This is a genomic window from Pseudomonas brassicacearum (assembly GCF_003732225.1).
Classification (GTDB): domain Bacteria; phylum Pseudomonadota; class Gammaproteobacteria; order Pseudomonadales; family Pseudomonadaceae; genus Aquipseudomonas; species Aquipseudomonas brassicacearum_E.
The window spans coordinates 282,682-305,821 of sequence record NZ_MOBJ01000008.1 but is presented as its reverse complement, the minus strand read 5'-3'; the positions used below and the strand labels follow the sequence as shown (position 1 = coordinate 305,821).

24 protein-coding genes are annotated in these 23,140 nt (G+C 59.2%); 14 read left to right on the top strand and 10 right to left on the bottom strand.

Annotated features, from left to right (window positions below; genetic code table 11):
- Positions 1-107 precede the first annotated feature (107 nt).
- Positions 108-386: a DUF3303 domain-containing protein gene (locus tag BK659_RS13520; RefSeq protein WP_123425555.1), complete on the bottom strand. Its 279-nt coding sequence runs from the start codon at positions 384-386 to the stop codon at positions 108-110.
- 237 nt (positions 387-623) lie between these two features.
- Here BK659_RS13520 and BK659_RS13515 point away from each other — a divergent pair, with 237 nt between their 5' ends.
- Positions 624-965: a DUF190 domain-containing protein gene (locus BK659_RS13515; RefSeq protein ID WP_123425554.1), complete on the top strand. Its 342-nt coding sequence runs from the start codon at positions 624-626 to the stop codon at positions 963-965.
- Positions 966-1,111: 146 nt separating this feature from the next.
- Positions 1,112-2,023, top strand: a complete 912-nt coding sequence (locus tag BK659_RS13510; RefSeq protein WP_123425553.1) for a pyridoxal-phosphate dependent enzyme — start codon at positions 1,112-1,114, stop codon at positions 2,021-2,023.
- A 63-nt stretch (positions 2,024-2,086) separates the two neighbouring features.
- On the opposite strand, the gene ppnN is transcribed toward BK659_RS13510, so the two are convergent.
- On the bottom strand, positions 2,087-3,460 hold the full coding sequence (gene ppnN / locus BK659_RS13505; protein WP_123425552.1) for a nucleotide 5'-monophosphate nucleosidase PpnN: 1,374 nt from the start codon (positions 3,458-3,460) through the stop codon (positions 2,087-2,089).
- Between the two features lie 338 nt (positions 3,461-3,798).
- Between ppnN and BK659_RS13500 the strand changes: the two genes are divergently transcribed.
- Positions 3,799-4,125, top strand: coding sequence for a hypothetical protein (locus BK659_RS13500; protein WP_404942532.1), 327 nt, complete (start codon positions 3,799-3,801; stop codon positions 4,123-4,125).
- Positions 4,126-4,468: 343 nt separating this feature from the next.
- Here the strand turns inward: BK659_RS13500 and BK659_RS13495 are convergent, their stop codons facing one another.
- Positions 4,469-5,341, bottom strand: coding sequence for an undecaprenyl-diphosphate phosphatase (locus BK659_RS13495; RefSeq protein WP_123425551.1), 873 nt, complete (start codon positions 5,339-5,341; stop codon positions 4,469-4,471).
- 344 nt (positions 5,342-5,685) lie between these two features.
- Between BK659_RS13495 and BK659_RS13490 the strand changes: the two genes are divergently transcribed.
- The 9 genes from BK659_RS13490 (at position 5,686) to BK659_RS13450 (ending at position 12,065) form a co-directional block, all read left to right on the top strand.
- Positions 5,686-6,453 carry a COG4705 family protein gene (locus BK659_RS13490; RefSeq protein ID WP_123425550.1) on the top strand — a complete coding sequence of 256 codons (768 nt, stop codon included), beginning with the start codon at positions 5,686-5,688 and terminating at the stop codon, positions 6,451-6,453.
- Positions 6,454-6,483: 30 nt separating this feature from the next.
- The gene (locus BK659_RS13485) at positions 6,484-6,930 is read left to right on the top strand and encodes a hypothetical protein (protein ID WP_123425549.1); all 447 of its coding nucleotides are present in this window, start codon (positions 6,484-6,486) and stop codon (positions 6,928-6,930) included.
- 145 nt (positions 6,931-7,075) lie between these two features.
- Complete coding sequence (locus BK659_RS13480; protein ID WP_123425548.1) at positions 7,076-7,741, top strand: response regulator transcription factor; 666 nt, start codon at positions 7,076-7,078, stop codon at positions 7,739-7,741.
- On the top strand, positions 7,717-9,102 hold the full coding sequence (locus tag BK659_RS13475; RefSeq protein WP_123425547.1) for an ATP-binding protein: 1,386 nt from the start codon (positions 7,717-7,719) through the stop codon (positions 9,100-9,102). The genes BK659_RS13480 and BK659_RS13475 overlap by 25 nt, the downstream gene beginning before the upstream one ends.
- 85 nt (positions 9,103-9,187) lie before the next feature.
- Positions 9,188-9,559, top strand: a complete 372-nt coding sequence (locus BK659_RS13470; RefSeq protein ID WP_123425546.1) for a hypothetical protein — start codon at positions 9,188-9,190, stop codon at positions 9,557-9,559.
- A gap of 3 nt (positions 9,560-9,562) precedes the next feature.
- Positions 9,563-9,745, top strand: coding sequence for a DUF1289 domain-containing protein (locus tag BK659_RS13465; RefSeq protein ID WP_123425545.1), 183 nt, complete (start codon positions 9,563-9,565; stop codon positions 9,743-9,745).
- Between the two features lie 250 nt (positions 9,746-9,995).
- Positions 9,996-10,364 carry a DUF2946 family protein gene (locus BK659_RS13460; protein ID WP_123425544.1) on the top strand — a complete coding sequence of 123 codons (369 nt, stop codon included), beginning with the start codon at positions 9,996-9,998 and terminating at the stop codon, positions 10,362-10,364.
- An 85-nt stretch (positions 10,365-10,449) separates the two neighbouring features.
- Complete coding sequence (locus BK659_RS13455) at positions 10,450-11,475, top strand: TonB-dependent receptor (RefSeq protein WP_123425543.1); 1,026 nt, start codon at positions 10,450-10,452, stop codon at positions 11,473-11,475.
- A gap of 86 nt (positions 11,476-11,561) precedes the next feature.
- On the top strand, positions 11,562-12,065 hold the full coding sequence (locus BK659_RS13450) for a TlpA disulfide reductase family protein (RefSeq protein ID WP_123425542.1): 504 nt from the start codon (positions 11,562-11,564) through the stop codon (positions 12,063-12,065).
- 112 nt (positions 12,066-12,177) lie between these two features.
- On the opposite strand, the gene BK659_RS13445 is transcribed toward BK659_RS13450, so the two are convergent.
- From BK659_RS13445 to kdpF, 7 genes are all read right to left on the bottom strand, one after another.
- Positions 12,178-12,720 (bottom strand): DinB family protein, encoded by a 543-nt coding sequence (locus BK659_RS13445; RefSeq protein WP_123425541.1) that lies wholly within the window; start codon positions 12,718-12,720, stop codon positions 12,178-12,180.
- A 91-nt stretch (positions 12,721-12,811) separates the two neighbouring features.
- Complete coding sequence (kdpE, locus tag BK659_RS13440) at positions 12,812-13,501, bottom strand: two-component system response regulator KdpE (protein WP_123425540.1); 690 nt, start codon at positions 13,499-13,501, stop codon at positions 12,812-12,814.
- Positions 13,498-16,197, bottom strand: coding sequence for a two-component system sensor histidine kinase KdpD (gene kdpD / locus BK659_RS13435; RefSeq protein ID WP_123425539.1), 2,700 nt, complete (start codon positions 16,195-16,197; stop codon positions 13,498-13,500). Before kdpD ends, kdpE begins: the two co-directional genes overlap by 4 nt.
- A 22-nt stretch (positions 16,198-16,219) precedes the next feature.
- Positions 16,220-16,792, bottom strand: a complete 573-nt coding sequence (gene kdpC / locus BK659_RS13430; protein ID WP_123425538.1) for a potassium-transporting ATPase subunit KdpC — start codon at positions 16,790-16,792, stop codon at positions 16,220-16,222.
- 12 nt (positions 16,793-16,804) lie between these two features.
- Positions 16,805-18,883 carry a potassium-transporting ATPase subunit KdpB gene (kdpB, locus tag BK659_RS13425; protein WP_123425537.1) on the bottom strand — a complete coding sequence of 693 codons (2,079 nt, stop codon included), beginning with the start codon at positions 18,881-18,883 and terminating at the stop codon, positions 16,805-16,807.
- A gap of 10 nt (positions 18,884-18,893) precedes the next feature.
- Positions 18,894-20,666, bottom strand: coding sequence for a potassium-transporting ATPase subunit KdpA (gene kdpA, locus BK659_RS13420; protein WP_123425536.1), 1,773 nt, complete (start codon positions 20,664-20,666; stop codon positions 18,894-18,896).
- Positions 20,663-20,755, bottom strand: coding sequence for a K(+)-transporting ATPase subunit F (gene kdpF, locus BK659_RS13415; protein ID WP_019689681.1), 93 nt, complete (start codon positions 20,753-20,755; stop codon positions 20,663-20,665). The genes kdpA and kdpF overlap by 4 nt, the downstream gene beginning before the upstream one ends.
- 531 nt (positions 20,756-21,286) lie before the next feature.
- On the opposite strand from kdpF, the gene BK659_RS13410 reads away from it, so the two are divergent.
- Positions 21,287-21,559 carry a hypothetical protein gene (locus tag BK659_RS13410; RefSeq protein WP_123425535.1) on the top strand — a complete coding sequence of 91 codons (273 nt, stop codon included), beginning with the start codon at positions 21,287-21,289 and terminating at the stop codon, positions 21,557-21,559.
- Between the two features lie 286 nt (positions 21,560-21,845).
- On the top strand, positions 21,846-23,138 hold the full coding sequence (locus BK659_RS13405) for an AAA family ATPase (RefSeq protein WP_123425534.1): 1,293 nt from the start codon (positions 21,846-21,848) through the stop codon (positions 23,136-23,138).
- Positions 23,139-23,140 lie beyond the last annotated feature (2 nt).

The window sequence follows — 23,140 nt, the reverse complement described above, 5'->3', positions numbered from 1 at the left end:
CCGCTATCGCGAGCAAGCTCGCTCCCACACTGGATTTGCTTCGCTTGCCAGAACTGACTGGCAATCGTTCCCACGGGAGCATGGGAACGATCAATAGACGCCGACGGTTATTTGCCCAGCGCCGCTGCCAGCAGCGGAGCCGCCTGCTCATCCGTCAATGCGGGGAGAATCTCCATGGCCAAAAGGTCACTCCATTCGAGCACCCATTTCTGTATCAGCGTGACATCACTGGCCTCTGCAACACCAAATCCGGTCATGCGTCCTACGGCATGCCAGCGTCCCAGCATGGTGACGCCTGCAGGTGGAGCCCCACCTGTCTTGAGAAAACGTTCGATCGCGCTATTGCGCCGTTCCGGAGTGATTGACCAACTGACGATGTAGAGCATCTGCCACCTCCTGTCAGGGGTTGGCACCGGTTTTTCTCTGCGCGCACGAGGTTGGTGCCGCGACCATGGCCACGCATCGGTTTGCAGCTTGTCCGTTGGCTGGCTTGATCGACAGCTCCCATGAGAAGGCATAGCAGCCCCCCGAACGCTGCGTATGACCGCTGATCTTCTTTCCCACCGCTAGAACAAATCCCCGGTTTATGTTGAGTAAATGAAGCCATAGAGAGGAGATTCGCCATGCAAGGTTTTCTGGTGATTTTCTATACCCAACAGAACCGCCGTCATCACGGAAAAATGCTCGGTGACTGGCTCATCGATCTGGCGAAAGACATGGGCCTGCACGGGGCCACCCTGGCCACCGGAATCGAAGGTTTCGGGCATTCCGGGAAACTCCATTCCGCGCATTTTTTCGAGATGGGCGATCAGCCCGCCGAGATCCGTATGGCGATTACCGAAGAAGAGTGCTCGCGCCTGTTCGAGCGACTCGAGGCCGAAGACATCAGCTTGTTTTACATCAAGGCGCCGGTTGAATTCGGAACCGTCGGCAAAAGGGCCGAGCCGTGCGGTCACCAGGCTTGATATCCCTGGCGAGCCAGGAAGGTACGTACGTCTAAACTCAGGTGTACAGCCCGGTCCAGGGGGCACTCCTCGAATGTGTCTTTGCCTGTTCGAATCAGCACCGGTACCGGGTTTCCATTCATCCGATTGTTATCAGGAAGCCCGCGATGCTGCATATCAGAACACCCTTGGTACTCCATCCGGGGCTCTCGACGCCGAGCCGGCGCATCTGGCTCAAGCTGGAAAACCTGCAACCCAGCGGTTCATTCAAGTTGCGTGGCATGGGCCTGCTCTGTACTCGAGCGGCCGAGCAGGGCATGAAGAAAGTGGTCTGTCCTTCCGGTGGCAATGCCGGCTATGCGACGGCAGTGGCCGCTGCGGCGTTGGGTCTGGAAGCGAGCATCATCGTGCCGCACACCACCCCGGAAAGCACCCGGGCGCGGATCGCCAAAACCGGGGCGAAAGTGATCGTGCACGGTCAGGTGTGGGACGAGGCTAACCAGTTGGCGCTGGAGTTGGCCAAAGAGCCTGATACCGAATACGTGCCCGCGTTCGACCACCCGACGCTTTGGGAAGGGCACAGCACGATGATCGATGAAATTCTGCAGGACTGCCCTCAGGTCGACACGATGGTGGCGTCGGTTGGCGGGGGTGGTTTGCTGGCCGGGATCCTGACCGGTCTGGAACGCCATGCTCGACTGGATTGCCGGATCATCGCTTGCGAAACCGAGGGCGCAGCCTCATTCGCCGCCGCGGTCAAAGCCGGGCATCCGGTCAAACTCCCCGAAATCAACACCGTTGCCAGCTCACTCGGTGCGCTGCAAGTCGCGCAGTGGCCGGTTCAGCACATCCAGAATTTCCAGCACACCTGTGTCGTGCTGACGGATGCCGACGCCATCATGGGTGTTGTCCGCTATGCCGATGACCTGCGCCAATTGGTGGAACCGGCGTGCGGTGTCTCGCTGGCTGTCGCGTATCTGGATCACCCGGCGATTGTCGGTGCCCATGATGTGGTTGTCGTGGTGTGTGGCGGGATCAGCATCAGTGCGCAGAAGGTCGCCGAGTGGGCGAAGCCTTGACCTGACGTCTGCGGGGACGGCCCGGAACCGCACGGTCCCGAGCCTGTCGACACGAAGCTGCTTTTAACTGATGACCTGATAGCAGGGCACATACTCCGCGCCACCTGGCAGTTTCATGCGGTGTTGCGCGACAAATGCTTGCAGCAGTTTGTCCAGCGGTTGCATGACCGCTACGTCGCCGTGGATCTTGTAAGGACCATGTTTCTCGATCAGGCGGATGCCCTTGTCCTTGACGTTACCGGCGACGATGCCGGAAAACGCGCGGCGCAGGTTCGCTGCCAGTTCGTGCGGTGGCAGGTCGTGGCGTAGTTGCAGGCTGGCCATGTTTTCGTGGGTTGGATCGAACGGGCGCTGGAAGCCTTCGTCGATCTTCAGCAGCCAGTTGAAATGGAACGCATCGTTACGCTCGCGACGGAACTGTTTGACGTCCTTGAGCCCTTGAGTCATTTGCCGGGCCACCTGGGCCGGGTCGTCGATGATGATCTCGTAGTGACTTTGCGCGTCTTTGCCCAGTGTCGCGCCGACGAATGCATGCAGCTGCTGCAAGTACGGTTCCGCGCTCTTCGGTCCGGTCAGAATCACCGGGAAGGGCAGATCGCGGTTGTCCGGGTGCATCAGGATTCCGAGCAGATAGAGGAACTCTTCGGCGGTACCGGCACCGCCCGGGAAAATGATAATGCCGTGGCCAACGCGTACGAAGGCTTCCAGACGCTTCTCGATGTCCGGCAGGATCACCAGTTCATTGACGATCGGGTTCGGCGCTTCGGCCGCGATGATTCCAGGCTCCGTCAGCCCCAGGTAGCGGCCGTGGGTGATCCGTTGCTTTGCGTGGGAAATGGTCGCGCCCTTCATCGGGCCTTTCATCACCCCAGGCCCGCAGCCGGTGCAGACATCCAGGCTGCGCAGGCCGAGTTCGTGGCCGACCTTCTTGGTGTACTGATATTCCTCGCTGCTGATCGAGTGACCGCCCCAGCACACGACGATTTTCGGCTCCACGCCGGCGCGCAGGGTGCGGGCGTTGCGCAGCAGGTGGAAGACGTAGTCGCTGATGCCTTGGGACGAGCTCAGGTCGATGCGCTGGCTGTCCAGCTCATTCTCGGTATAAACGATGTCGCGCAGGGCGCTGAACAGCATCTCGCGGGTGCTGGCGATCATTTCGCCGTCGACGAAGGCGTCCGCGGGTGCATTGAGCAGCTCCAGGCGTACACCACGATCTTGCTGATGAATGCGAATCTCGAAGTCCCGATAGGCTTCAAGGATGGTCTTGGCGTTGTCGACATGGGCGCCGGTATTGAGGATTGCCAGGGCGCACTGGCGGAAGAGAGAGTAGATGCTGCCCGATCCGGCGGCGCTCAGTTGCTGAACTTCGCGTTGGGACAGCGTCTCCAGGCTGCCCTTTGGGCTCACCGAAGCATTGATTACTTGTCTTGCGGTCATTCGATATTCCCTGAGAACGATGTTATCGAGCCCGACAGGCTCAGTAGCATCAGGATAGTCAGTGCCAGAGCGATCGTGCTGCTTTCATCTTCTCCGGCGACCGGGCATGAATGCAAACGTTTGATGCTCCACCCGAGAACCTCGAGATCCCGTGGCGCTATCTGGTCGCTCTGGTTTTCCTCGCGCTGCTGTCAATTGTCCTCGCCGTGTCGGCGGGGAATCATCATGCGGCCGGGTGTCACCGAGCCCATTCAGTCAGCCGCGTAGCAGGCATTTTGCTGGCCCCGAAGCCTCAAAATTATCGCCAAAATCACTTTATTTTCAGTTGGTTAGTCGGAATGCAAATGCGCAAAGTATTGATCTCGCTGGCCCTGGCGAGTGTTGCAGTCTCTGTCGAGGCCAAAGAGTTGATGTCGAATGATCGCTTTATGTGCAGCTGGGGCGCGGGTACTGCGGCAAAAGCCCAGGAGCTCAAACTGTCGGGGGTTTCACTGTATGCCGCTCGCCAGAAGCTTCAGACCTACAAGTTCAGCAAGGGCTGGATGCGCATGATGGCCATGGGCATCACCGAGCAAACCTACGACAGTCCATCGCGGATGAAGCCCGGTGCTGTCCGGCAGAGCTTCTATGAAGAGTGCGTCAGGTATAAGTTGGCGCGTAAATGACGATGTTGCAGGGATGCCCTGGCGCGGGCAGATGACTTGGGCGGATGCATTCGATCAACTGAACCGGTTGCTCGTCTAATAAAAAAGCCCGGCACTGGACCTAATGCCAGCCAGTTAAGGCGCTACACAATCCGTAGCAGCTGGCGAAGCCTGCGTTCGGCTGCACAGCGGCCGTAAATCCTGCCGCCACGGTTAACCTGAAAAACGTGGAGTCTGATTTTACGACTGCTTCGCAGCCGAACGCAGGCTTCGCCAGCTGCTACGGGGTATGTGCCTAGCCTGAAATCCCTTAACTGACTGGCATTAGGCACTCGGCCGGGCTCTATTAGCGTTTGAAGGTTATTTAGCTCAGAAGCCCGGTACTGACCGCGACAATCAGGAAAATACCCAGTACCGCCCGGTAGATAACGAAAGGCCAGGTGGAAAACCTTTCCAGGAACTTCATCAGGCCCCAGATGGCGCAGAATGCCGACACGCTGGCGATCACCAGCCCGAAAATCAGGTGCGACCAGGCTTCGGCCGGGATCTGTGCATGAAACAGCACCCACAACTCTTTCAAACCGGCCAACGCGATAGCGGGCAGCCCCAGCAGGAACGAGAAGCGCGCGGCTTCTTCGCGTTTGAAATTAAGAAAGAGCGCTGCGGTGAGTGTTGAACCGGAGCGGGAAACGCCAGGTATCAGCGCGCCAATCTGCGCAATGCCGACGATCAATGCATCCCGCAGGCGCATCTCTCCCACGACACGCTGATGACGGCAGCTGAGTTCGGCTGCGGCCAGCAGAACGGCCATCACCACGCAGGAGATACCAATCACCATCAGGCCACGCAAGGGTGAGTTGCAGGTATTGAGTAGCGAGGACAAGGCCAGGCCCGCGATGCCAATCGGGATGGTCGCCAGCACAATGGCAACGGCCAGCTTGAATGACTGGTTGCTGTAATCACGCTGGCGCACGGCGCCTATGCTCCCCGTGACGACTTCCCGTACGTCACGCCAGAAATAGCTGACGACCGCAGCCAGTGCGGCCAATTGCATGGCAGCGGAAAACGCCGAGCCGGGATCGGGCCAGCCGAGAAGGGCGGGTACGATTCGCATGTGCGCAGTGGATGAAATGGGTAATAGCTCGGTGATGCCTTGAATGATGCCCAGGATGCCAATTTGCATGTAATCCAGAGAAGCAAAGCCAATATCAAGGCCGCTGGAACAGACGTTTGTCAAAATACTTTCCTTAAGAAGTAAGGCTTCTCCACTACCCCGAAGCCACGTTCGGAAAGCTCGGCAGTGGACAAAAGATCCTGGACTGAACCGCTCTATCAGGCGGTCGTTCATGGTGACTGCGAGCTGAATGATCGCCTTATTTGTAACGGTTTGCTACCAGCTATTGACATCATTTTTGTTAGCCAGTGGTGGCCAAGAGCACCCGCGAAGCCCTTGTGTATAGATCGGGCCGTGGTTTCAGGTTCGGTTCATCGACGACAATCGACGCTCCTCAGTCCCAGCTAAGTTTGTCTGCGTAGTCTCTCCTGACGCCAATTGCAGCGCCGTTAAGGAGAAGCACCCACATGAAGCCGCTTACAAAAGCCGACTTGCTCAACAAAGTCCCCGAAGTGACGCTGTCCTTCTGGGTCATCAAGATCATGTCCACTACCGTGGGTGAAACCGGCGCCGACTTTCTGGCTGTCGATGCGGGTCTGGGGCAGAGTGTCACCAGTATCGGCATGGCCGTTCTGCTGGCGATCGCACTGTTCGGCCAACTTCGCACACGCGCCTACACCCCTTGGATTTACTGGCTTACGGTGGTGCTGGTGAGTGTCGTCGGGACGCAGATTACCGATGTGCTGACCGACAAGCTGGGCGTCAGCCTGTATGCCAGCACGGCGGTATTTTCCGTATTGCTGGCGATCAATTTCCTGATCTGGTTCAAGTTGGAACGCAGCCTGTCCATCACTGAAATCGTCACGCCGCGCCGGGAATTGTTCTATTGGGCGACGGTGCTTTGCACCTTTGCGCTGGGCACGGCGGCCGGCGACCTGGCCACCGAGGCGCTGGGCCTTGGCTTCACGCTGGGCGCGGTGATTTTTGGCGTGCTGATCGCCGTGACGCTCGCTGCCTGGCGCCTGGGCGGCAATGCGGTCCTGACCTTCTGGATCGCCTACATCCTGACCCGTCCGTTCGGTGCTTCCCTGGGAGACTTGCTGACTCAAGCCAAGACTTATGGCGGCCTCGGTATGGGCGCCATGTGGACCAGCGCGATTTTCCTCAGTGTCATCCTGATTTTGGTCGCCGCCGCGCAGATGAACGCCGGCAATCGCAACCTCGCCACTGAATAACTCGTTCAAATAGCCTATCAAGGAAAAATCATGTTCTACGTGCAAACCGCCATGCGTAAAGCCGCCATCCTTTCCGCCATCGTCGTGTTGGGCCTGGCCGCCGGGTGTTCGAAACCTGCCGATGCCCCTAAAGCGAACGCGACGTCGGGCGCGGCCAGTGTTCAGACCAGTGCGGTCCAGAGTTCGGCCTCGAAACTGGGCGACCTGTCGGCATTCCAGAACATCGCAACAAGCGTCGCCGGCCTCGTCGACAAGAGCGACTTGCCCGGTGCGAAAACCCGGATCAAGGACCTGGAATTATCCTGGGACTCTGCCGAAGCCGGCCTCAAGCCGCGTGCTGCCGGCGACTGGCATGTACTGGACAAGGCCATCGACAGTGCACTTGAGGCCTTGCGCGCCGACAGCCCGAAACAGAGCGACTGCAAGGCGGCAATGGATGTTTTGCTGAAAACCTTCAACACGCTGCAAGGGAAATAATGACCGCAAGCCGCGAAGCGGATGGCTTTCAATACCAATAAATCGCTTCGCGCACGCTGGAACAGGTGATTCAATGCAGGCTCGACATTTACGCAGGTGCCAACCCGCGTGAGTGCCGAGCCTCACTTATTCACCGGAGAGGGACATGCGGATTTTGCTGGTCGAAGACGACCCGATGATCGGAGACGCGATCCAGGGCGCACTGAAGGATGCCAGTTATGCCGCTGACTGGGTCACGAATGGTTTGACCGCCCTGACAGCGCTGGACATTCAACATTATGACCTGGTGCTGCTTGACCTCGGTCTGCCCGGCAAGGACGGCCTTGCGGTATTGAGCAGCATTCGTGGCCGCAACAACGGTGTTCCGCTGTTGATCATCACGGCCCGCGACAGCCTCGACGATCGCTTGCGCGGCCTCGATGGCGGCGCTGACGATTACCTGCTCAAACCCTTTGAAATGGCGGAATTGCTGGCGCGTATGCGTGCCGTCCTGCGCCGTAAAGGGGGCAGCGCGCTGCCGGTGTTCAGCAACGGCGTGGTGTCGCTGGACCCGATCTCGAAACAAGCCAGCACCGAAGAAAACCCAGACGTCCAGCTCTCCAGCCGCGAGTTCTCGCTACTGCAGGCGCTGTTGATCAGGCCGGGCGCGATTCTTTCGCGCAGCGAGCTTGAAGATCGTATCTATGGCTGGGGCAATGAAGTCGAAAGCAATGCGGTGGAGTTCCTGATCCATGCGCTGCGTCGCAAGCTGGGTAGCCACGTGATCAAGAATGTCAGGGGTATGGGATGGATGGTTTCAAAAAGCGACTGAGCGAGTCGGTCAAGGTCAGGCTGTCCGTTTCCCTGTCGCTGGCCATCCTGATCGTCGCTATCGTGGCGGGTATTTTCGCTTTCGTCTCGGCCTTTGATGAAGCTCTGGAAATGCAGGACAACACCCTACATCAGGTGGCCGTGCTGTTCGAGCGTCAGAAGATGACGCTGGCCTATCCGGCGCAAGGCAAGGGTATCGAGGGCGACGATGAAGAATCGAGGGTCATCGTTCAGTACCTGACCGATAGCAACAAGGCGTCGGGCAACGTGGATGCCGGCGCACCACTGCCACTGCCGACCACGCTGGCCGACGGCTTGTCGACGCTTGAGGTCGGTGGCGAACCGTTTCGTGTGCTGGTCAAGACTCTGACCAGTGGCGAGCGCATCGCCGTCGCGCAGGAAACCGGTGCGCGCGACAAGGACGCCCGCGAGAGCGCCTGGCGTGGCCTGCTGCCGTTTCTCATCCTGTTTCCGGTGCTCTTGCTGGTGGTTGCCGATCTGGTGCACAAGCTGTTTCGGCCCATCGCTGTACTGGCTTCCGAGATCGACCAGCGCGGCGAGCAGGAACTGCACCCCATCGACGAAAACCATTTGCCCGCCGAGATCCGCCCCTTCGTGCTGGCCATCAATCGATTGCTCAACCGTGTGGCTCAATCGATGGAAACCCAGCGCCGCTTCGTCGCCGACGCTGCCCACGAACTCCGCTCGCCCCTGACAGCCCTGTCCCTGCAAGCCGAACGCCTGGCCGTCGCAGACATGTCGACGTTGGCCCGGGAGCGTCTGTTTGCGTTGCGGCGGGGGATCGAACGCGGCAAAAATCTGATTGATCAACTGTTGGCGCTGGCCACCGCACAATCGAACTCGGCGCTGCCCACAACCCCGGTTTCCGTGCATGGCGTCTATCGTCGCGTGTTGGAGGACCTGCTGCCGCTGGCCGAGGTCAAGCATATCGACATCGGAGTCGAGGACGAACAGGATGTGCAGGTGCTGATCAACAAGATCGACCTGCTCGCCATGGTCAAGAACCTGGTTGATAACGCCATTCGCTATACGCCTGTGGGCGGGCGGGTAGATCTTTCGGTGGGCATGGAGGAGGGCGGGGCGCTGTTGCAGGTCAAGGACTCCGGCCCCGGGATTGCCGCTGAGGAACGGGAGCGGGTGTTCGATCCGTTTTATCGCAGCCTCGGGAGCCATGAGGTCGGGTCCGGGCTGGGGCTGTCCATCGTCAAGGCGGTAGCGGAGCGCAGCGGGGCACAGATCCGCCTGGGGTTTTGCGATGAGGTCGCAAGAAGCGGGTTGTGTGTCTCGGTCTGGTTGCCGTCATTGATTTCCCGCAGCGTTCCCCCTGCCGCCCATTTGTAAGCGCGGATTCATCCGCTAAAAGAACATATGGCTGGCCCATACATCTCCCCTTGGCCGGCTTTAGATACTCATAAAAGGATCACCCATGCTTTTAAGCAAACGCGATCAGGCGCGAATCGAGCGTCGCCTGGTGGTTACCCTGACCGAGGCGTGCGAGACGGCCAAAGCGCAAATAGTGGGGTTCTCCTGGCTGACCCACGAAGTGGATTACACGGCGTTCCCCGCCAGCCTGATGGTGACCTGGGTCTTCGATACGCTGGCCAACAAGAGCGCGGCCCTGGCCACTGAGCAAGCTGAACGCATGGTCGAACTGACAGCCGTGGCGTTAAGTGAAGCGGACATTCTCGTCAATTCGGTCTCGGCCCACGTGCAATTTGACACTGAAGAGCAATGCCAGCGCGTCAATGCCGGAAACTGGCAGCAACGCCTGGCGCGTACGCGCTCGACTCGGGGTTGAAGCATGGCCAAGGACATCGAAAACCCGTGTATCGCCGTTTGTCAGCTGCGCGGTGAGCTGTGTGTGAGTTGTGGTCGCACCAAGGAGGACATCAGAAAATGGAAGCGCATGAAACGCCCCGAAAAGATGGCCGCCGTGCAACGAGCGAGCGCGCGTCTGCAAAGTCTGCAAAAGAAGAACGCCTGAGCCGCTGGCCTCATCGTGGGCACTCCATGATTGCGGCGCAATGTCGCAGGCATTGTTGATGCGTTGTGCTGGTTGCCATTGTTTGTCACCCTTGGCGCCGACGAAGGACGAACGTCGCGGACGAACGTTGCAGGATCACTGCAAACGTTAGCGAGCCGGGCACCCGGATTGAAGTGCCCCCAAGGCAATACCCGTATTTCGATTTTGCCATCTCGGCCTGATAATAATTAACGACGTCCCTTTCGTATCCATGTCCCGGGTTCCCTACTCATTCCGTCAGCTTGCCATGTGCCTGGCCATGCTTGCAGCGTTGCTGCCGAGCGCGATGCTGTGGCTGCCTGCTGCGCATGCGCAGCCGATGGAGATGGGCGAACACTGCAACATGGCCGGGCACGTCCATGCCCCAGCTACCGGCAACCCCGCCGCGCCGGATCAGTATCACGAATGCCATTGCCTGTTGTGCGTCGTGCATGCGGTAGACATCGGTTTACCGCCCAGCATCGTTCAGTGGCAATTGTCCGGCCACGCAGATGTAGTGCGTGCACAAGCGGCCTGTAAACCGTACCTCAGCGCAGTCTGGCTGATCTCGGAGCCGCGCGGCCCACCTGCTGTTTCCTGATTTCTTTTGCGATGACCAACCATCCCCAGCCTGCTCGGGATGCTTGCCTCTATGCGTTGCAACTTAATCAAGGAATGCCACCTCCATGGTCATGCCATCACTGCGCCGTACCCGGCGTACCGTATTGCCGTTCGCGGTTTTGTCTGTCACCGCTTTATTCCCGCACCTTGCGTTGGCTTGCGCCAGTTGCGGCTGCACCCTCAGCTCCGATTGGGACAACCTCGGCATCAGCAACTCGTCCGGGCTGAAGCTCGATCTGCGCTACGACTACCTGAATCAGAACCAGTTGCGCAGCGGCACCCATACCATTTCCCCAAGCGCCGCGAGCCAAATCTCCAACAACGGCAATCCCCAGGAAGTGGAGAAATACACACGCAATGATTATCTGACACTGGGTCTGGATTACAGCTTCAATCCGAGCTGGGGCGTGGATCTGCAAGTGCCTTATATCTTTCGCAGCCACAGCACGCTGGGCACTGCATCGGACGGCACCACGGCGGGTGACGGGGGCGGCCAGTACGATTCCAAGACCTCCAGCCTGGGCGACGTCAAGATCATCGGCCGCTACCAGGGGTTTACGCCGCAGCATAATTTGGGCGTGATGTTTGGCTTGAAGCTGCCCACCGGTGCCCATGACGACACTGCTGCGTCGAGCGATCCCACCTCTCCCGATCCGGTGGCCATTGATCGTGGCCTGCAACCCGGCACCGGTACCACCGATGGCATTCTGGGGGTCTATTACATGGATTCCCTGAACAAGAACTGGGACTACTTCGGCCAGGCAATGGTGCAGAAGGCGCTGAATTCAAGCGACCACTATCGCCCCGGTGATGGCGTCAATCTGAATGTGGGCCTGCGTTACATGGGCAATGCCTACGTCATGCCGCAAATTCAGCTGAACGTGCGGCACGTCGAGCACGATGACGGCGCCAATGCCGACACCATCAGTACCGGTGGCACTCTGGCCTACCTCAGTCCGGGTGTGACGGTGCCGGTCAGCAAAAAGACCTCGCTGTACAGCTTCGTGCAATTGCCGGTGTACCAAAACGTCAACGGCGTGCAGCTTGCTCCGCGCTATACCGCAACCCTGGGGGCGCGCTACTCGTTCTAGTTCGCAGACTGATGATGTCGGGCGTCGGTGACACTCACCGACGCCTTGTCGCGGTATTTTGATGATCGGAAACCGAGGGGAACCTGATGTCCGCAAAAAAACTACTGTCCTTGTTCGTGCTCTGTTGCAGCCTGATTTGTCTGCCCGTATGGGCGATTGATGTGGGCGAGCATGCGCCGAATCTGACGGCGAAAACGCTGAATGGCGAGACATTTGATTTGCAGAAAGAGGCAAATCAGGTGGTGATCGTGAATTTCTGGGCGTCGTGGTGCGAGCCATGTCGTGAAGAAATGCCGGCCATGGAAACCTATTACCAGCAGCACAAAGGCGAAGGGCTGAAGATTATTGCGATCAGCATGGATGAGCCGGAAGACGACCCGATGGTGCACAAGGTCATGGCCCATTACAGCTATCCAGCAGCGTTCCAGCGAGACGCAGATTTCCAGGGTTTTGGCCGAGTCTGGCGCATGCCGATGACCTACGTCATCGACAGGCAAGGTGTGGTGCGCAAGGATGGCAGCGTGGGAGATCCGAAAATCGATCTGCCTTTACTGGATAAGCTCGTGACGCCATTACTGAAAGCTCATTGAATGTCCGTGCCGTTAGCGTTGGAACATCACGGGTGTATCTCCGGTTAACCACCGAGGCTGGCCTGCGCCTTGAGGCAATGCCTTTGTTGCGACGTCTAATGCCGGACTTTCGTTATGTGCAGGACTCGGATGGAATGAGAAGGACCAGATCGGTATCACCTACGTCGACTCCTGCTTGTGAAAGCAGCGTTGTAACCTGGCCGCGGTGATGGGTCTGATGGTTGAAGAAATGCATGACCACGCTGTAAAAGTCCTTATCCGCCACCACGCCCTTCATGTTTGCATAATGAAGGGTGTGATCTAAATCCGGCTCTGTCATTGAGCACGCCCATTCGACGATTATCCGATCGAGCCATTCCCGATGCACCGAGAGCTCCCGGACAGTGGAGAACAACAATTGACTGAGGTTTTTCGGGTCAGGAAGCTGCTGCAGAGGCTCCAGTGCCAAGTGGTTCGCTGGGTGCCTGGCAAATCGCTTTAGCCACACGGTGTCGCCGGCGGCCAGGTGGTTCAACGTCCCGAGAATAGAGCCAAAGAATGCTTTTTTGTCGGCTGAGAGTTCTTCATCAGACAAGCTTCTGGCAGCCTCATAGACCTTGGCGTTCATCCATTCGTTATAGGTCGCCATAAGGCGGACATGGCTGGTACGACTCACTGATTTCCTCCTGGTAGGCGTTGGATATTCAGACGTTCTACTGGCCCGATGACGCTGTGTAAATCTGAATTCAACTCGTGCCGTTCAGTATTCAAGGAATAAAACGGTAACCCACCCCCGTTTCGGTAACCAGGTGCCGTGGCTGGGACGGATCTGCTTCGATTTTTTTGCGCAGGCCGCCCATGAAGACCCGCAGGTACGGCGTATCGGTGGTGTGCGAAGGCCCCCATACGGCTTTGAGCAGTTGCAGGTGTGTCAGCACCCGGTCCGGGTGCGAGCACAGATGAACCAGCAAACGGTATTCCAGCGGCGTCAGGTGCAAAGGCGCACCGGCGCGCTCCACGACGCGTCGATCCAGATCAATTTGAATGTCGGAGAAGCTCAGCACCGCACGGTTCTCGGCATCTTTCACGCGTCTGCGTAACAGGGCGCGGACGCGGGCGAGCAGTTCTCCGGTGCCGAAGGGTTTTACCAGGTAGTCGTCGGCCCCGGTGTCCAGGGCGAGGATCTTCGCGGACTCGGCGCCGCGTGCAGACAAGACAATGATCGGCACCTCCGACCAGGTCCGCAGATCCCGGATGAGGTCAACGCCATCACCATCGGGAAGCCCGAGGTCGAGCACGATCAGGTCCGGCCGGCGCGTTCCCGCGTCGATCAGGCCGCGCTGAAAGGTCTCGGCTTCATACACTTCCAGGCCATCGGCTTGCAGGGCCATGCGCACAAAACGGCGGATTTCCTTCTCGTCTTCAATCAGCAGGACACGCAGTACAGGCTCGCTCATGGTGAGTCCTCGTCAGTCTGCTGCGACAACGCTTCAATGTTCGGTGGCTCTTCACGGGGCAGACGTAGCGTGAAGCGCGCACCGCCTTCCGGGCGGGTGATACCCAGCATGGTCCCGTCATGCGCCTGGGCAATCGCTCGGCAGATGGCCAGGCCCAGACCGACGCCGGGAATCGAGCTTTCCTTTTTGCCTCGCATGAACTTGTTGAAGATCGCCTCTTCGTGACCGTGCGGCAATCCTGGCCCCTCATCGGCGACCCATAATTCGATGGTCTCGGGCGTTGCGTTGGCCCCCAGACGGATGGGGGAGTCGGGCGGGGTGTACTTGACCGCGTTCTCGATCAGGTTGATGAGGATGCGCTCGATCAGCACCGCGTCGATGCGCACCGGTGGCAAGTCATCTTCCAGTTCAACCTGCACCGAACGCTCTCCCAGAATCGGCTGGATAGCTCTCAGGGCGCTACCGACCACGTCTTCGATGGGCTGCCATTGACGATTCAACACCACCTTGCCGGATTCGAGGCGAGCCATGTCCAGCAGGTTATTGACCAGCGTATTCATGCGCAGCGCGGATTCACCCACCGCAGTGGCGATCTCGGCGGCTTCGCCGGTCAGGGGCGGCCTGGTCAGCTTGAGCGCTTCGGCGAGCCCGACCATGACCGACAGCGGGGTTCGCAAATCATGGGAGATGGCCGAGAGCAGCGAGTTGCGCAACCGCTCGGATTCCATCTGAACGGTCGTGTCCTGAGCGACGTTGATGTAGTGAATCCGTTCGAGCGAGATGGCCAGCAATGATGCGCAGGTGTCGAGCAGTCGTCGCTGTTCCGGCACCGCCAGCCGGGTGCTGTCTCGCGGTTGTACGGCCAGGACCCCGCGCACCCGCATCGGCGCCGACAAGGGCAGGTAAAGCGTGGAGCTTGAGGGCAGGGTGTCGGTGCCGTAGCCGGCCGGTTCGGTTTTGTCGAACGACCATTGGGCAATGGCAACGTCGACTTGTGGTGCATCTCCGGTGACCATGGGCGCCAGCAGCTTGTTGTGATCATCGGCCACCAGCAACGCCGACCGGGCGCCAAATTCGGCGGACAGAAACTGCGCGCCGATTTCCGCGACCTGTTCGGTCAGCAGCGCGGCGGACAACAGACGCGACATGTCGTAAAGCCCGCGCATGCGGTCTTCGCGTCGTTGCGCCACCCGCGCCTGATAGGTCAGGCTGGCGGTCATTTGCCCGATCACCAGGGCGACCACGAGCATGACACTAAAGGTCACCAGATACTGGATATCGGCGATGGCGAATGAAAAACGCGGCGCCACAAAGAAAAAGTCGAAGGCGCCGACTGAGACAAACGCTGCCATGACGGCCGGGCCACGGCCAAAGCGAACCGCCACGGCAACGACCGCCAGCAGGAACAGCATGACGATGTTCGCCTGCTCCAGTAGCCCGGCCAGAGGCAGGGCAAGCAGGGTCGTCACCGCACACAACACTGCGCTCCAGATATAGGGTCGCCAGATGATCGGGCTTCCACTGGCGGTGGAGGTGTCCTCGGCTTTCGGGCGACGACTGTCCGGCAGCGAGACTTGAATCACATCGAGATCGGCGCCTAGCGCGCCAATCCGATCCGCGAGCACTTGCCGCCAGAGTCGGCGACGCGGACGTTCGTCACGGCCCAGCACGATTTTTGAAAGATTGTGCTGCCGTGCGTACTTGACCAGCGTCTCGGCAATGTCCTGGCCGGCCAGGGTCGAGATCTGTGCGCCCATGTCCTGGGCCAGCTTCAAAGTCGCCAGCACGCGACGGCGCTTGGCCTCGGGCAATCGCTGCAAGGCTGGGGTTTCGACATACACGGCGTGCCACGGCACGTTGAGCTGAGCGGCCAGGCGTGCCGTCGAGCGTACGGTTTTTTCGGCCTGTTCATCGGGGCCGATACAGGCGAGCAGCGAGTCGCGGGTTCCCCAGACCGGTTTTACCGCACCGCTTTGGCGGTACTGCAACATGTCGCTGTCGACCCGGTCGGCGGTGCGGCGCAACGCCAGTTCGCGCAGGGCGATCAGGTTGCCTTTGCGGAAGAAATTCTGCACCGCACGCTCGGCCTGTTGCGCCAGATAAACCTTGCCTTCCTTCAAACGCTGCAACAAGTCGTCGGGCGGCAGGTCGACGATGACCACTTCATCGGCGGTGTCGAAGACATGGTCGGGCACGGTCTCCCAGACGCGAATGCCGGTGATGCCGCCGACAATGTCGTTCAGGCTTTCGAGGTGCTGAACATTCATCGTCGACCAGACATCGATCCCGGCGCTGAGCAGTTCCTCTACGTCTTGCCAGCGCTTTGGATGGCGGGAACCGACCGCATTGGAGTGAGCCAGTTCGTCGATCAGGATCAAGCCGGGTTTGCGCGCGAGGGCTGCGTCCAGATCGAACTCGGTCAGCGTGCGGTTCTTGTCGATGACCTGCTTGAGAGGTAGCTGATTGAGCCCCGATGTGAGGGCAAGGGTTTCTGCACGGCCATGGGTCTCGATCACGCCGATCAGCAGATCGACACTTTGCAGCTTCGCGGCCTGGGCGGCCGCGAGCATCGCGTAGGTCTTGCCGACACCGGCACTGGCGCCGAAAAAAATCTTCAGCCGACCGCGTTTGGCTTGCGCTTCTTCTTCGCGAATCCGGGCCAGTAGCTGGTCCGGGTCAGGACGTTGTTCGGCCATCAAGCTCACCGTGTATTAGCGCTCAATGTGCGGCGTCGAGTGCCAGGTTCAGTGCCAGGACGTTGACCCGAGGCTCGCCGAGGAACCCGAGCAGCGTCCCTTCAGAATACTCGCTGATCAATTGGCGAACCTGCTCGATGGGCAGATTACGCACTCGTGAAACCCGGCCCGCCTGGTACAGCGCTGCGGCCACGCTGATATGCGGATCAAGGCCACTGGCGGAACTGTAGACCAGGTCGGCGGGGACCGTGGCGGTGTTGCCCGGATCGGCAGCGTGCAACGCATCGATGCGGCCCTTGAGCGCGTCCGCCAGCGCCGGGTTCAGCGGGCCCAGATTCGAGCCGCCCGAGGCCAGCGGGTTGTAGGGCATGGGGCTGGTGGCGGAAGGGCGGCTCCAGAAATACTTCGGATCGCTGAAGCCCTGACCGATCAACAGCGAGCCCACGGTTTTGCCGTCTCTTTCGATCAGGCTGCCGGCGGCCTGATGAGGAAAGACCAGCCTGGCGATCCCGGTGGTGACCAGTGGATAGGCCAGCCCGGTGAGCAGTGACAGTGCAATCAACAGGGTCAATGCCGGACGCAGCAGAGATAACATGGCCATACTCCCTCACGTCAGACCGACAGCGAATAACGCCATGTCGATCACTTTGATGCCAATGAATGGAACGATCACCCCACCCAGCCCGTAGATCAACAGGTTGCGCCGCAGCAGCAGCGCCGCACCGACCGGGCGGTACTTCACGCCTCGGAGCGCCAGGGGAATCAGGAAAATGATAATCAGCGCATTGAAAATCACCGCCGACAGCACCGCTGAGTTCGGGCTCGTCAGGCCCATGATGTTGAGTGCCGCGAGCTGCGGGTAGGTGGTGACGAAGGCCGCCGGGACGATCGCGAAATACTTGGCGATGTCGTTGGCAATCGAGAAAGTGGTCAGCGAGCCGCGGGTCATCAGCATCTGTTTGCCGGTTTCCACCACCTCGATCAATTTCGTCGGGTTGCTGTCCAGGTCGACCATATTGCCGGCTTCCTTGGCGGCCTGAGTTCCGGAGTTCATCGCCACGGCGACATCCGCCTGCGCCAGTGCCGGGGCGTCGTTGGTGCCGTCGCCGGTCATGGCCACCAGCCGGCCTTCGGCTTGGTAACTGCGGATCAGTTCGAGCTTTTGTTCGGGTGTGGCTTCGGCCAAAAAATCATCGACACCGGCTTCGGCGGCGATGGCGGCGGCGGTCACCCGGTTGTCGCCCGTCACCATCACCGTCTTGATGCCCATGCGGCGCAGTTCGACGAAGCGCTCCTTGATGCCACCCTTGACGATGTCCTTGAGCTCGATGACGCCCAGCACCTTGGCCCCGTCGGCGACCACCAGCGGCGTGCTGCCTCGACGCGCCACTTCTTCGACGACGGTCTGTACCGCTTCGGGGAAATGCCCACCCAGACTCTGGACATGCCGCACGATCGCTTCGCCGGCCCCCTTGCGCACTTGCCGCGTGCCCATGTCGACGCCGCTCATGCGGGTCTGCGCCGAAAAGTGTACGAAGTGCGCCTGCAACGCCGTGATGTCGCGTTCGCGCAGATTGAACCGTTGCTTGGCCAGGACCACGATGCTGCGTCCTTCAGGCGTTTCGTCGGCCAGTGACGCGAGCTGCGCCACATCCGCCAGTTCCGCCTCCTTGATACCCGGCGCCGGTAAAAACGCCGAGGCGTGACGGTTGCCCAGGGTGATGGTCCCGGTCTTGTCGAGCAGCAACACATCCACATCACCGGCGGCCTCCACGGCCCGGCCGGAAGTGGCGATCACGTTGGCTTCCATCATGCGGCTCATGCCGGCCACACCGACGGCCGACAGCAGGCCGGCGATGGTCGTGGGAATCAGGCAGACCAGTAACGAGATGAGCACAGTGATCGAGACCGGCGCCCCGGACTTGGCCGCCGCCACCCCGAACAGGGAGAAGGGCAGGAGCGTCACCGTCACGCCGAGGAACACGATGGTCAGGGCGACCAACAGGATCGACAGGGCGATTTCATTCGGGGTCTTTTGCCGTTTGGCGTTCTCGACCATCGCGATCATGCGGTCGACGAAGGTTTCGCCAGGGTTGGTGGTCACGCGGATGACGATCCAGTCCGAGAGCACCCGCGTACCGCCGGTCACGGCAGAGAAGTCGCCGCCGCATTCGCGAATCACTGGAGCCGATTCGCCGGTAATGGCCGACTCATCCACCGAGGCCGCACCTTCGATCACCTCGCCGTCGGCGGGGATCACCGAGTCCGCGAGGTCACCGGCTTCAACCACCACCACATCGCCTTTGCACAAGTCGCTCGACTGAGCCAACTGCCACTCGGCGCCGTAGTGCGGCTCGCGCAGTTTCTTCGCCCAGGTTTGCTTTTTCAGGTCGCGCAGGGAGGCCGCCTGGGCTTTGCTGCGACCTTCAGCCAGCGCTTCGGCAAAGTTGGCGAACAGCAGGGTAAACCACAGCCACAAGGCAATCGCGAGGATGAACCCGGTGCTGGCCTCGCCCTTGCCGCTGAGGGCCTGGACCCACAGACCGGTAGTGATGATCGCGCCGATGTAGACGACGAACATCACCGGGTTGCGCCACTGGACTCTGGGGCTGAGTTTGCGCACCGACTCGAGCATGGCCGGAGTTATCAGTTTTGGGTCGAACAAGGAGAACGCTTTGCGTGTCATGGTCGTGGTCTCACTTGATCATGATGAGGTGTTCGACGACGGGGCCCAGCGCGAGCGCCGGCACATAGTTCAGCAAGCCGACCAGCAACACCGTGCCGATCAGCAGCACCACGAACAGCATCCCGTGGGTCGGCATGGTGCCGCCGGTCACTGCCAGGCGTTTCTTCGCCGCCAGGCTGCCGGCGACCGCGAGCACCGGTACGATCACGCCGAAGCGGCCAAACCAGCTGACGATCGCCAGCATGGTGTTGTAGAACGGGGTGTTGGCCGACAGCCCGGCGAAGGCACTGCCGTTGTTGTTGGCCGCCGAGGTGAAGGCGTAGAGGATCTCCGAAAAACCATGGGCAGCGGGGTTGGCGATCCCCAACCTGCCGGCCTCGGCCATGACCGCAATGGCGGTGCCGAACAGCACCAGCAGCGGCGTCACCAGAATCGCGATGGCGACCATTTTCATCTCGAAGGCTTCGATCTTCTTGCCCAGGTATTCAGGTGTACGGCCGATCATCAAACCGGCGATAAACACCGCGAGGATGGCGAACACCAGCATGCCGTACAGACCCGAGCCGGTGCCGCCGAACACCACTTCGCCCAACTGCATCAACACCAGCGGCACCGCGCCGCCCAGTGGGGTGAACGAGTCGTGCATCGCGTTGACCGCACCGCATGAAGCCGCCGTGGTCACAGCCGCAAACAGGCTGGAGGCGCTGATGCCGAAGCGCAATTCCTTGCCCTCCATGTTGCCCGCTGCCATATCAATGCCCAGCGCGGAAAACTGTGGATTGCCGAGTTGTTCGTAATGGGTGACGGCCACCACCGCGATCACGAAGATGATCGTCATCGTCGCCAGCAGCGCCCAGCCCTGGCGTATGTCACCGACGACATGACCGAACACGAAACACAGCGCGGTCGGGATCAGGAAGATCGCGAGCAACTGGAAGAAGTTGGTGATGGCGGTCGGGTTCTCATAGGGGTGCGCCGAGTTGGCGTTGAAGAAACCACCGCCATTGGTGCCGAGCATCTTGATCGCCTCTTGCGAAGCGACCGGCCCCATGGCGATGGTCTGCTTGTCGGTGCTGGCGGCCTTGGTCAGCGGATTGCCCTGGGCATCCAGGGTCGGCAGGCCGGCGGCATTCAGCACCGGCGCCTGGTACTGCATGACCTCCATCGTCGTGACTTCCTTATAGGGGGCAAGATTCTGGATCGCGCCTTGGCTGACGAAGAACAGCGCGAAGATCAGCGACAGCGGCAACAACACCCACAACGTGATGCGGGTGAGGTCGGTCCAGGCATTGCCGATGCTGTCTGCACTGTGACGGGCGAACCCGCGGATCAGGGCAATCGCCACCACGATGCCGGTGGCGGCGGACAGAAAGTTCTGCACCGTCAGCGCGAGCATCTGGGTCAGGTAACTCATCGTTGATTCGCCGCTATAGGCTTGCCAGTCGGTATTGGTGACGAAAGCGGTGGCGGTGTTGAACGACGAGTCGGGCGTGACCGCGCCAAACCCCTGCGGGTTGAACGGCAGAACGCCTTGCAAGCGTTGCAAGGCATACACCGCCAACAACCCGAGCGCGTTAAACAGGATCAGCGCGAGGGCGTATTGAAGCCAGCCCATCTGCACGTCAGGTTTGACGCCGGCGAGGCGATACAGCGGCGACTCGATGCGCGAGCCGAAGGCAAATCGGCCCTCCATCACCGTGGTCAGCCAGCGCCCAAGGGGCCAGGCCAGAAGCCCCAGCGCCAGCAGAAAGGCGCCGAGTAAAACCCAGGCTTGAATAGTCACAGGAAGTCCTCCGGAAACAACAGCGCGGCGACCAGGTAAACCAGCAAACCAGCGGCGATCAGCCCGCCGAACAGATAGAAGCCCGTCATGACCGTCTCCTGTTAAGCGCGGCACAGCCTTGCGCCAGGCCGACCAGGGTGATGAAAAACAGGGCGCCGAGTAGCAAAAAGATGAAGTCCATGGCGTTTCCTCCGGTAATGAGGAAATGCTAGATCGACGCTTGGTAAGTTGTTGACAGGATTAGGGGCGGGGGAATAAAGATTTGATAAAGATGTTGTTCGGGTACGACGGGCTGTTTAAGGGTTCAGGACTGCATCAATACAGGTCCTACGTAAACCCAAGAATCCGTCACCTTGCCCCTTGATTGGATGCAGCTTATAGTCCGTTCCGTCGCCCATATGGCGACTGGGTTTGGCGACCTGACTAATGAGTGCGAGAGCTGACTGCTTATTTGCAGGCGCCTCCGCATCTGCTATGCCGCTTTCTATGGCGGCTGTGCGCGGGAGACCTTCGGGTCTGCCGGTTACTCGTTTCCGGTTCGCCAACCTGCGTACAGCTGCCACCATTTCGTTTGGCGACGATTTGTTGGCAGCCTCAACAATCTAAACGAGGCTTTAACTATGGATAGATACATGCCCCTCACCGGAATCGACCTGATCCCGGCCTCCCTGCTCATCGACACCCAAGCCCCACTCGACGTACTGCAAGCCACCGCCGACTACCGAATCCGCACCGTCACTCAAGTGCTGGAAAATATCGCTTTTCGTGCTGATATCGAGAGCGACACGGTGGTGCTGGCCGACTTCGCCAAACTGCTGGCCATTCCATTGCGCGATGGGTGTGATTTGATGGATGTGATTGGTAGACGCTTGCGGGAGGAGGCGGCGGGGTGAGTGAAGGCGGGTGCTCTGAAGGCGTGATGCCTGTCCGTTAAGCGTTTAAAAGATCGCAGCCTGCGGCAGCTCCTACGGATTTACGTAGGGACTCGACTGCCCGGCGTAGGAGCTGCCGTAGGCTGCGATCTTGGCTATTCTGCATGCACTGAAAGTCTGCGGTTTACTACGCCCTTGTACTAAAAGGGGCACTCATTACTAAAGGCAACAAGCGACCCAAAGCGGACATTAATTAAGTAAACTGTCTCAGGAACTCACAGGCAGTAACAAGAATGAGAAGCGAATAATGGCCAAGATTGAAGGATTTCGAATAAAAAATTTCAGAACTCTTAAAGACGTTACGCTTGGACGTTTGTGGAATCAACAGCGGTCCGAACCACTTACGCCTATGACTGCGGTCATTGGTAAGAATGGTGTAGGCAAGAGTACGCTGTTTGATGCCTTTGGATTCCTTGCGGACGCTTTAAAGTCTGGTGTTGAAGAGGCGTGCGACTCCCGCGGTAGAGGAGGATTTGAGCGTATTAGAGCGCAAGGTCAAAAAGGCCCTATCGATTTTGAGGTCTACTACAAAGAAGATGGCAACGCCCGGCCCATTACCTATGAAATCTCTATTGATATAGATAGTTCAGGCCGTCCTTATGTCTTGAAAGAGCGTCTCAGGCAGAGGCGCAAGGGGCAAACGCGTGGTTGGCCCTTCTCATTTCTTGTGCTGAATAGTGGAAAGGGTGTTGTATGGAAAGGGGATCAAGAAGGCCGTCAGATCGAGGAAGAACAAGGCGATTTCGACCTGATTGGACTGATGGAATCCATTAAATCAGGTGAGGCAGAAGAGGAGTCTAGAGAAACCGAAGTCGTTGAGCTGGAGGACATGCGCAAGCTCGGGATTGCTACCTTGGGCTCATTGAAACAACATCCGAGGATTTCAGCGTTCCGTAGGTTCATTGAGGGTTGGTACCTCAGCTACTTTACGCCGGACGCCGCCCGGAGCCTGCCACTCGCCGGCCCTCAAAAGCATCTCAACATCCATGGGGACAATCTTGGAAATGTTGTGCAATTCATGGAGCGGGAACATCCAAAACGTTTCCAGGCCATTCTGAACCGGATTGCGGAAAAAATCCCAGGCATCAACAAGATTGACACGGAAAAGACAAACGATGGCCGTTTACTGCTGCGTTTCAATGACAAAGGTTTTAAAGACCCGTTTTATTCACAACAAATGTCTGATGGGACATTGAAGGTCTTCGCGTATCTCCTGCTGCTCGAAGATCCGGCACCACCACCATTCTTATGTATAGAAGAGCCCGAAAATGGCTTGTATCACAAGCTTCTTGAAACTCTGGCGAAGGAATTCCGCGATCACGCTACAGGCCGCAAGGGAGGTTCTCAGGTTTTCATTACGACCCATCAGCCCTATCTGGTCGATGCCTTGGAGCCCGCCGAGGTCTGGATTCTGGAAAAGGGTTCGGACGGCTATTCGGTAATCCGTAGAGCAAGCGACGATGCGATAGTACAGAGCATGGTTGCTGAGGGGTTGCCTTTGGGTGGCCTTTGGTATAGCGATTATCTGGACGCGAGGTGAGC

What these genes read in the sequence shown, in the direction of transcription:
- BK659_RS13460 (WP_123425544.1), top strand. Translation starts at nt 9,996, where the DNA reads ATGTCCCGGGTTCCCTACTCATTCCGTCAGCTTGCCATGTGCCTGGCC.
- BK659_RS13485 (WP_123425549.1), top strand. Translation starts at nt 6,484, where the DNA reads ATGTTCTACGTGCAAACCGCCATGCGTAAAGCCGCCATCCTTTCCGCC.
- kdpF (WP_019689681.1), bottom strand. Translation starts at nt 20,755, where the DNA reads ATGACGGGCTTCTATCTGTTCGGCGGGCTGATCGCCGCTGGTTTGCTG.
- BK659_RS13410 (WP_123425535.1), top strand. Translation starts at nt 21,287, where the DNA reads ATGGATAGATACATGCCCCTCACCGGAATCGACCTGATCCCGGCCTCC.
- BK659_RS13515 (WP_123425554.1), top strand. Translation starts at nt 624, where the DNA reads ATGCAAGGTTTTCTGGTGATTTTCTATACCCAACAGAACCGCCGTCAT.
- kdpD (WP_123425539.1), bottom strand. Translation starts at nt 16,197, where the DNA reads ATGGCCGAACAACGTCCTGACCCGGACCAGCTACTGGCCCGGATTCGC.
- BK659_RS13520 (WP_123425555.1), bottom strand. Translation starts at nt 386, where the DNA reads ATGCTCTACATCGTCAGTTGGTCAATCACTCCGGAACGGCGCAATAGC.
- kdpB (WP_123425537.1), bottom strand. Translation starts at nt 18,883, where the DNA reads ATGACACGCAAAGCGTTCTCCTTGTTCGACCCAAAACTGATAACTCCG.
- BK659_RS13500 (WP_404942532.1), top strand. Translation starts at nt 3,799, where the DNA reads ATGCAAATGCGCAAAGTATTGATCTCGCTGGCCCTGGCGAGTGTTGCA.
- BK659_RS13480 (WP_123425548.1), top strand. Translation starts at nt 7,076, where the DNA reads ATGCGGATTTTGCTGGTCGAAGACGACCCGATGATCGGAGACGCGATC.
- BK659_RS13455 (WP_123425543.1), top strand. Translation starts at nt 10,450, where the DNA reads ATGGTCATGCCATCACTGCGCCGTACCCGGCGTACCGTATTGCCGTTC.
- BK659_RS13475 (WP_123425547.1), top strand. Translation starts at nt 7,717, where the DNA reads ATGGATGGTTTCAAAAAGCGACTGAGCGAGTCGGTCAAGGTCAGGCTG.
- kdpC (WP_123425538.1), bottom strand. Translation starts at nt 16,792, where the DNA reads ATGTTATCTCTGCTGCGTCCGGCATTGACCCTGTTGATTGCACTGTCA.
- BK659_RS13510 (WP_123425553.1), top strand. Translation starts at nt 1,112, where the DNA reads ATGCTGCATATCAGAACACCCTTGGTACTCCATCCGGGGCTCTCGACG.
- BK659_RS13465 (WP_123425545.1), top strand. Translation starts at nt 9,563, where the DNA reads ATGGCCAAGGACATCGAAAACCCGTGTATCGCCGTTTGTCAGCTGCGC.
- kdpE (WP_123425540.1), bottom strand. Translation starts at nt 13,501, where the DNA reads ATGAGCGAGCCTGTACTGCGTGTCCTGCTGATTGAAGACGAGAAGGAA.
- BK659_RS13405 (WP_123425534.1), top strand. Translation starts at nt 21,846, where the DNA reads ATGGCCAAGATTGAAGGATTTCGAATAAAAAATTTCAGAACTCTTAAA.
- BK659_RS13450 (WP_123425542.1), top strand. Translation starts at nt 11,562, where the DNA reads ATGTCCGCAAAAAAACTACTGTCCTTGTTCGTGCTCTGTTGCAGCCTG.
- ppnN (WP_123425552.1), bottom strand. Translation starts at nt 3,460, where the DNA reads ATGACCGCAAGACAAGTAATCAATGCTTCGGTGAGCCCAAAGGGCAGC.
- BK659_RS13470 (WP_123425546.1), top strand. Translation starts at nt 9,188, where the DNA reads ATGCTTTTAAGCAAACGCGATCAGGCGCGAATCGAGCGTCGCCTGGTG.
- BK659_RS13490 (WP_123425550.1), top strand. Translation starts at nt 5,686, where the DNA reads ATGAAGCCGCTTACAAAAGCCGACTTGCTCAACAAAGTCCCCGAAGTG.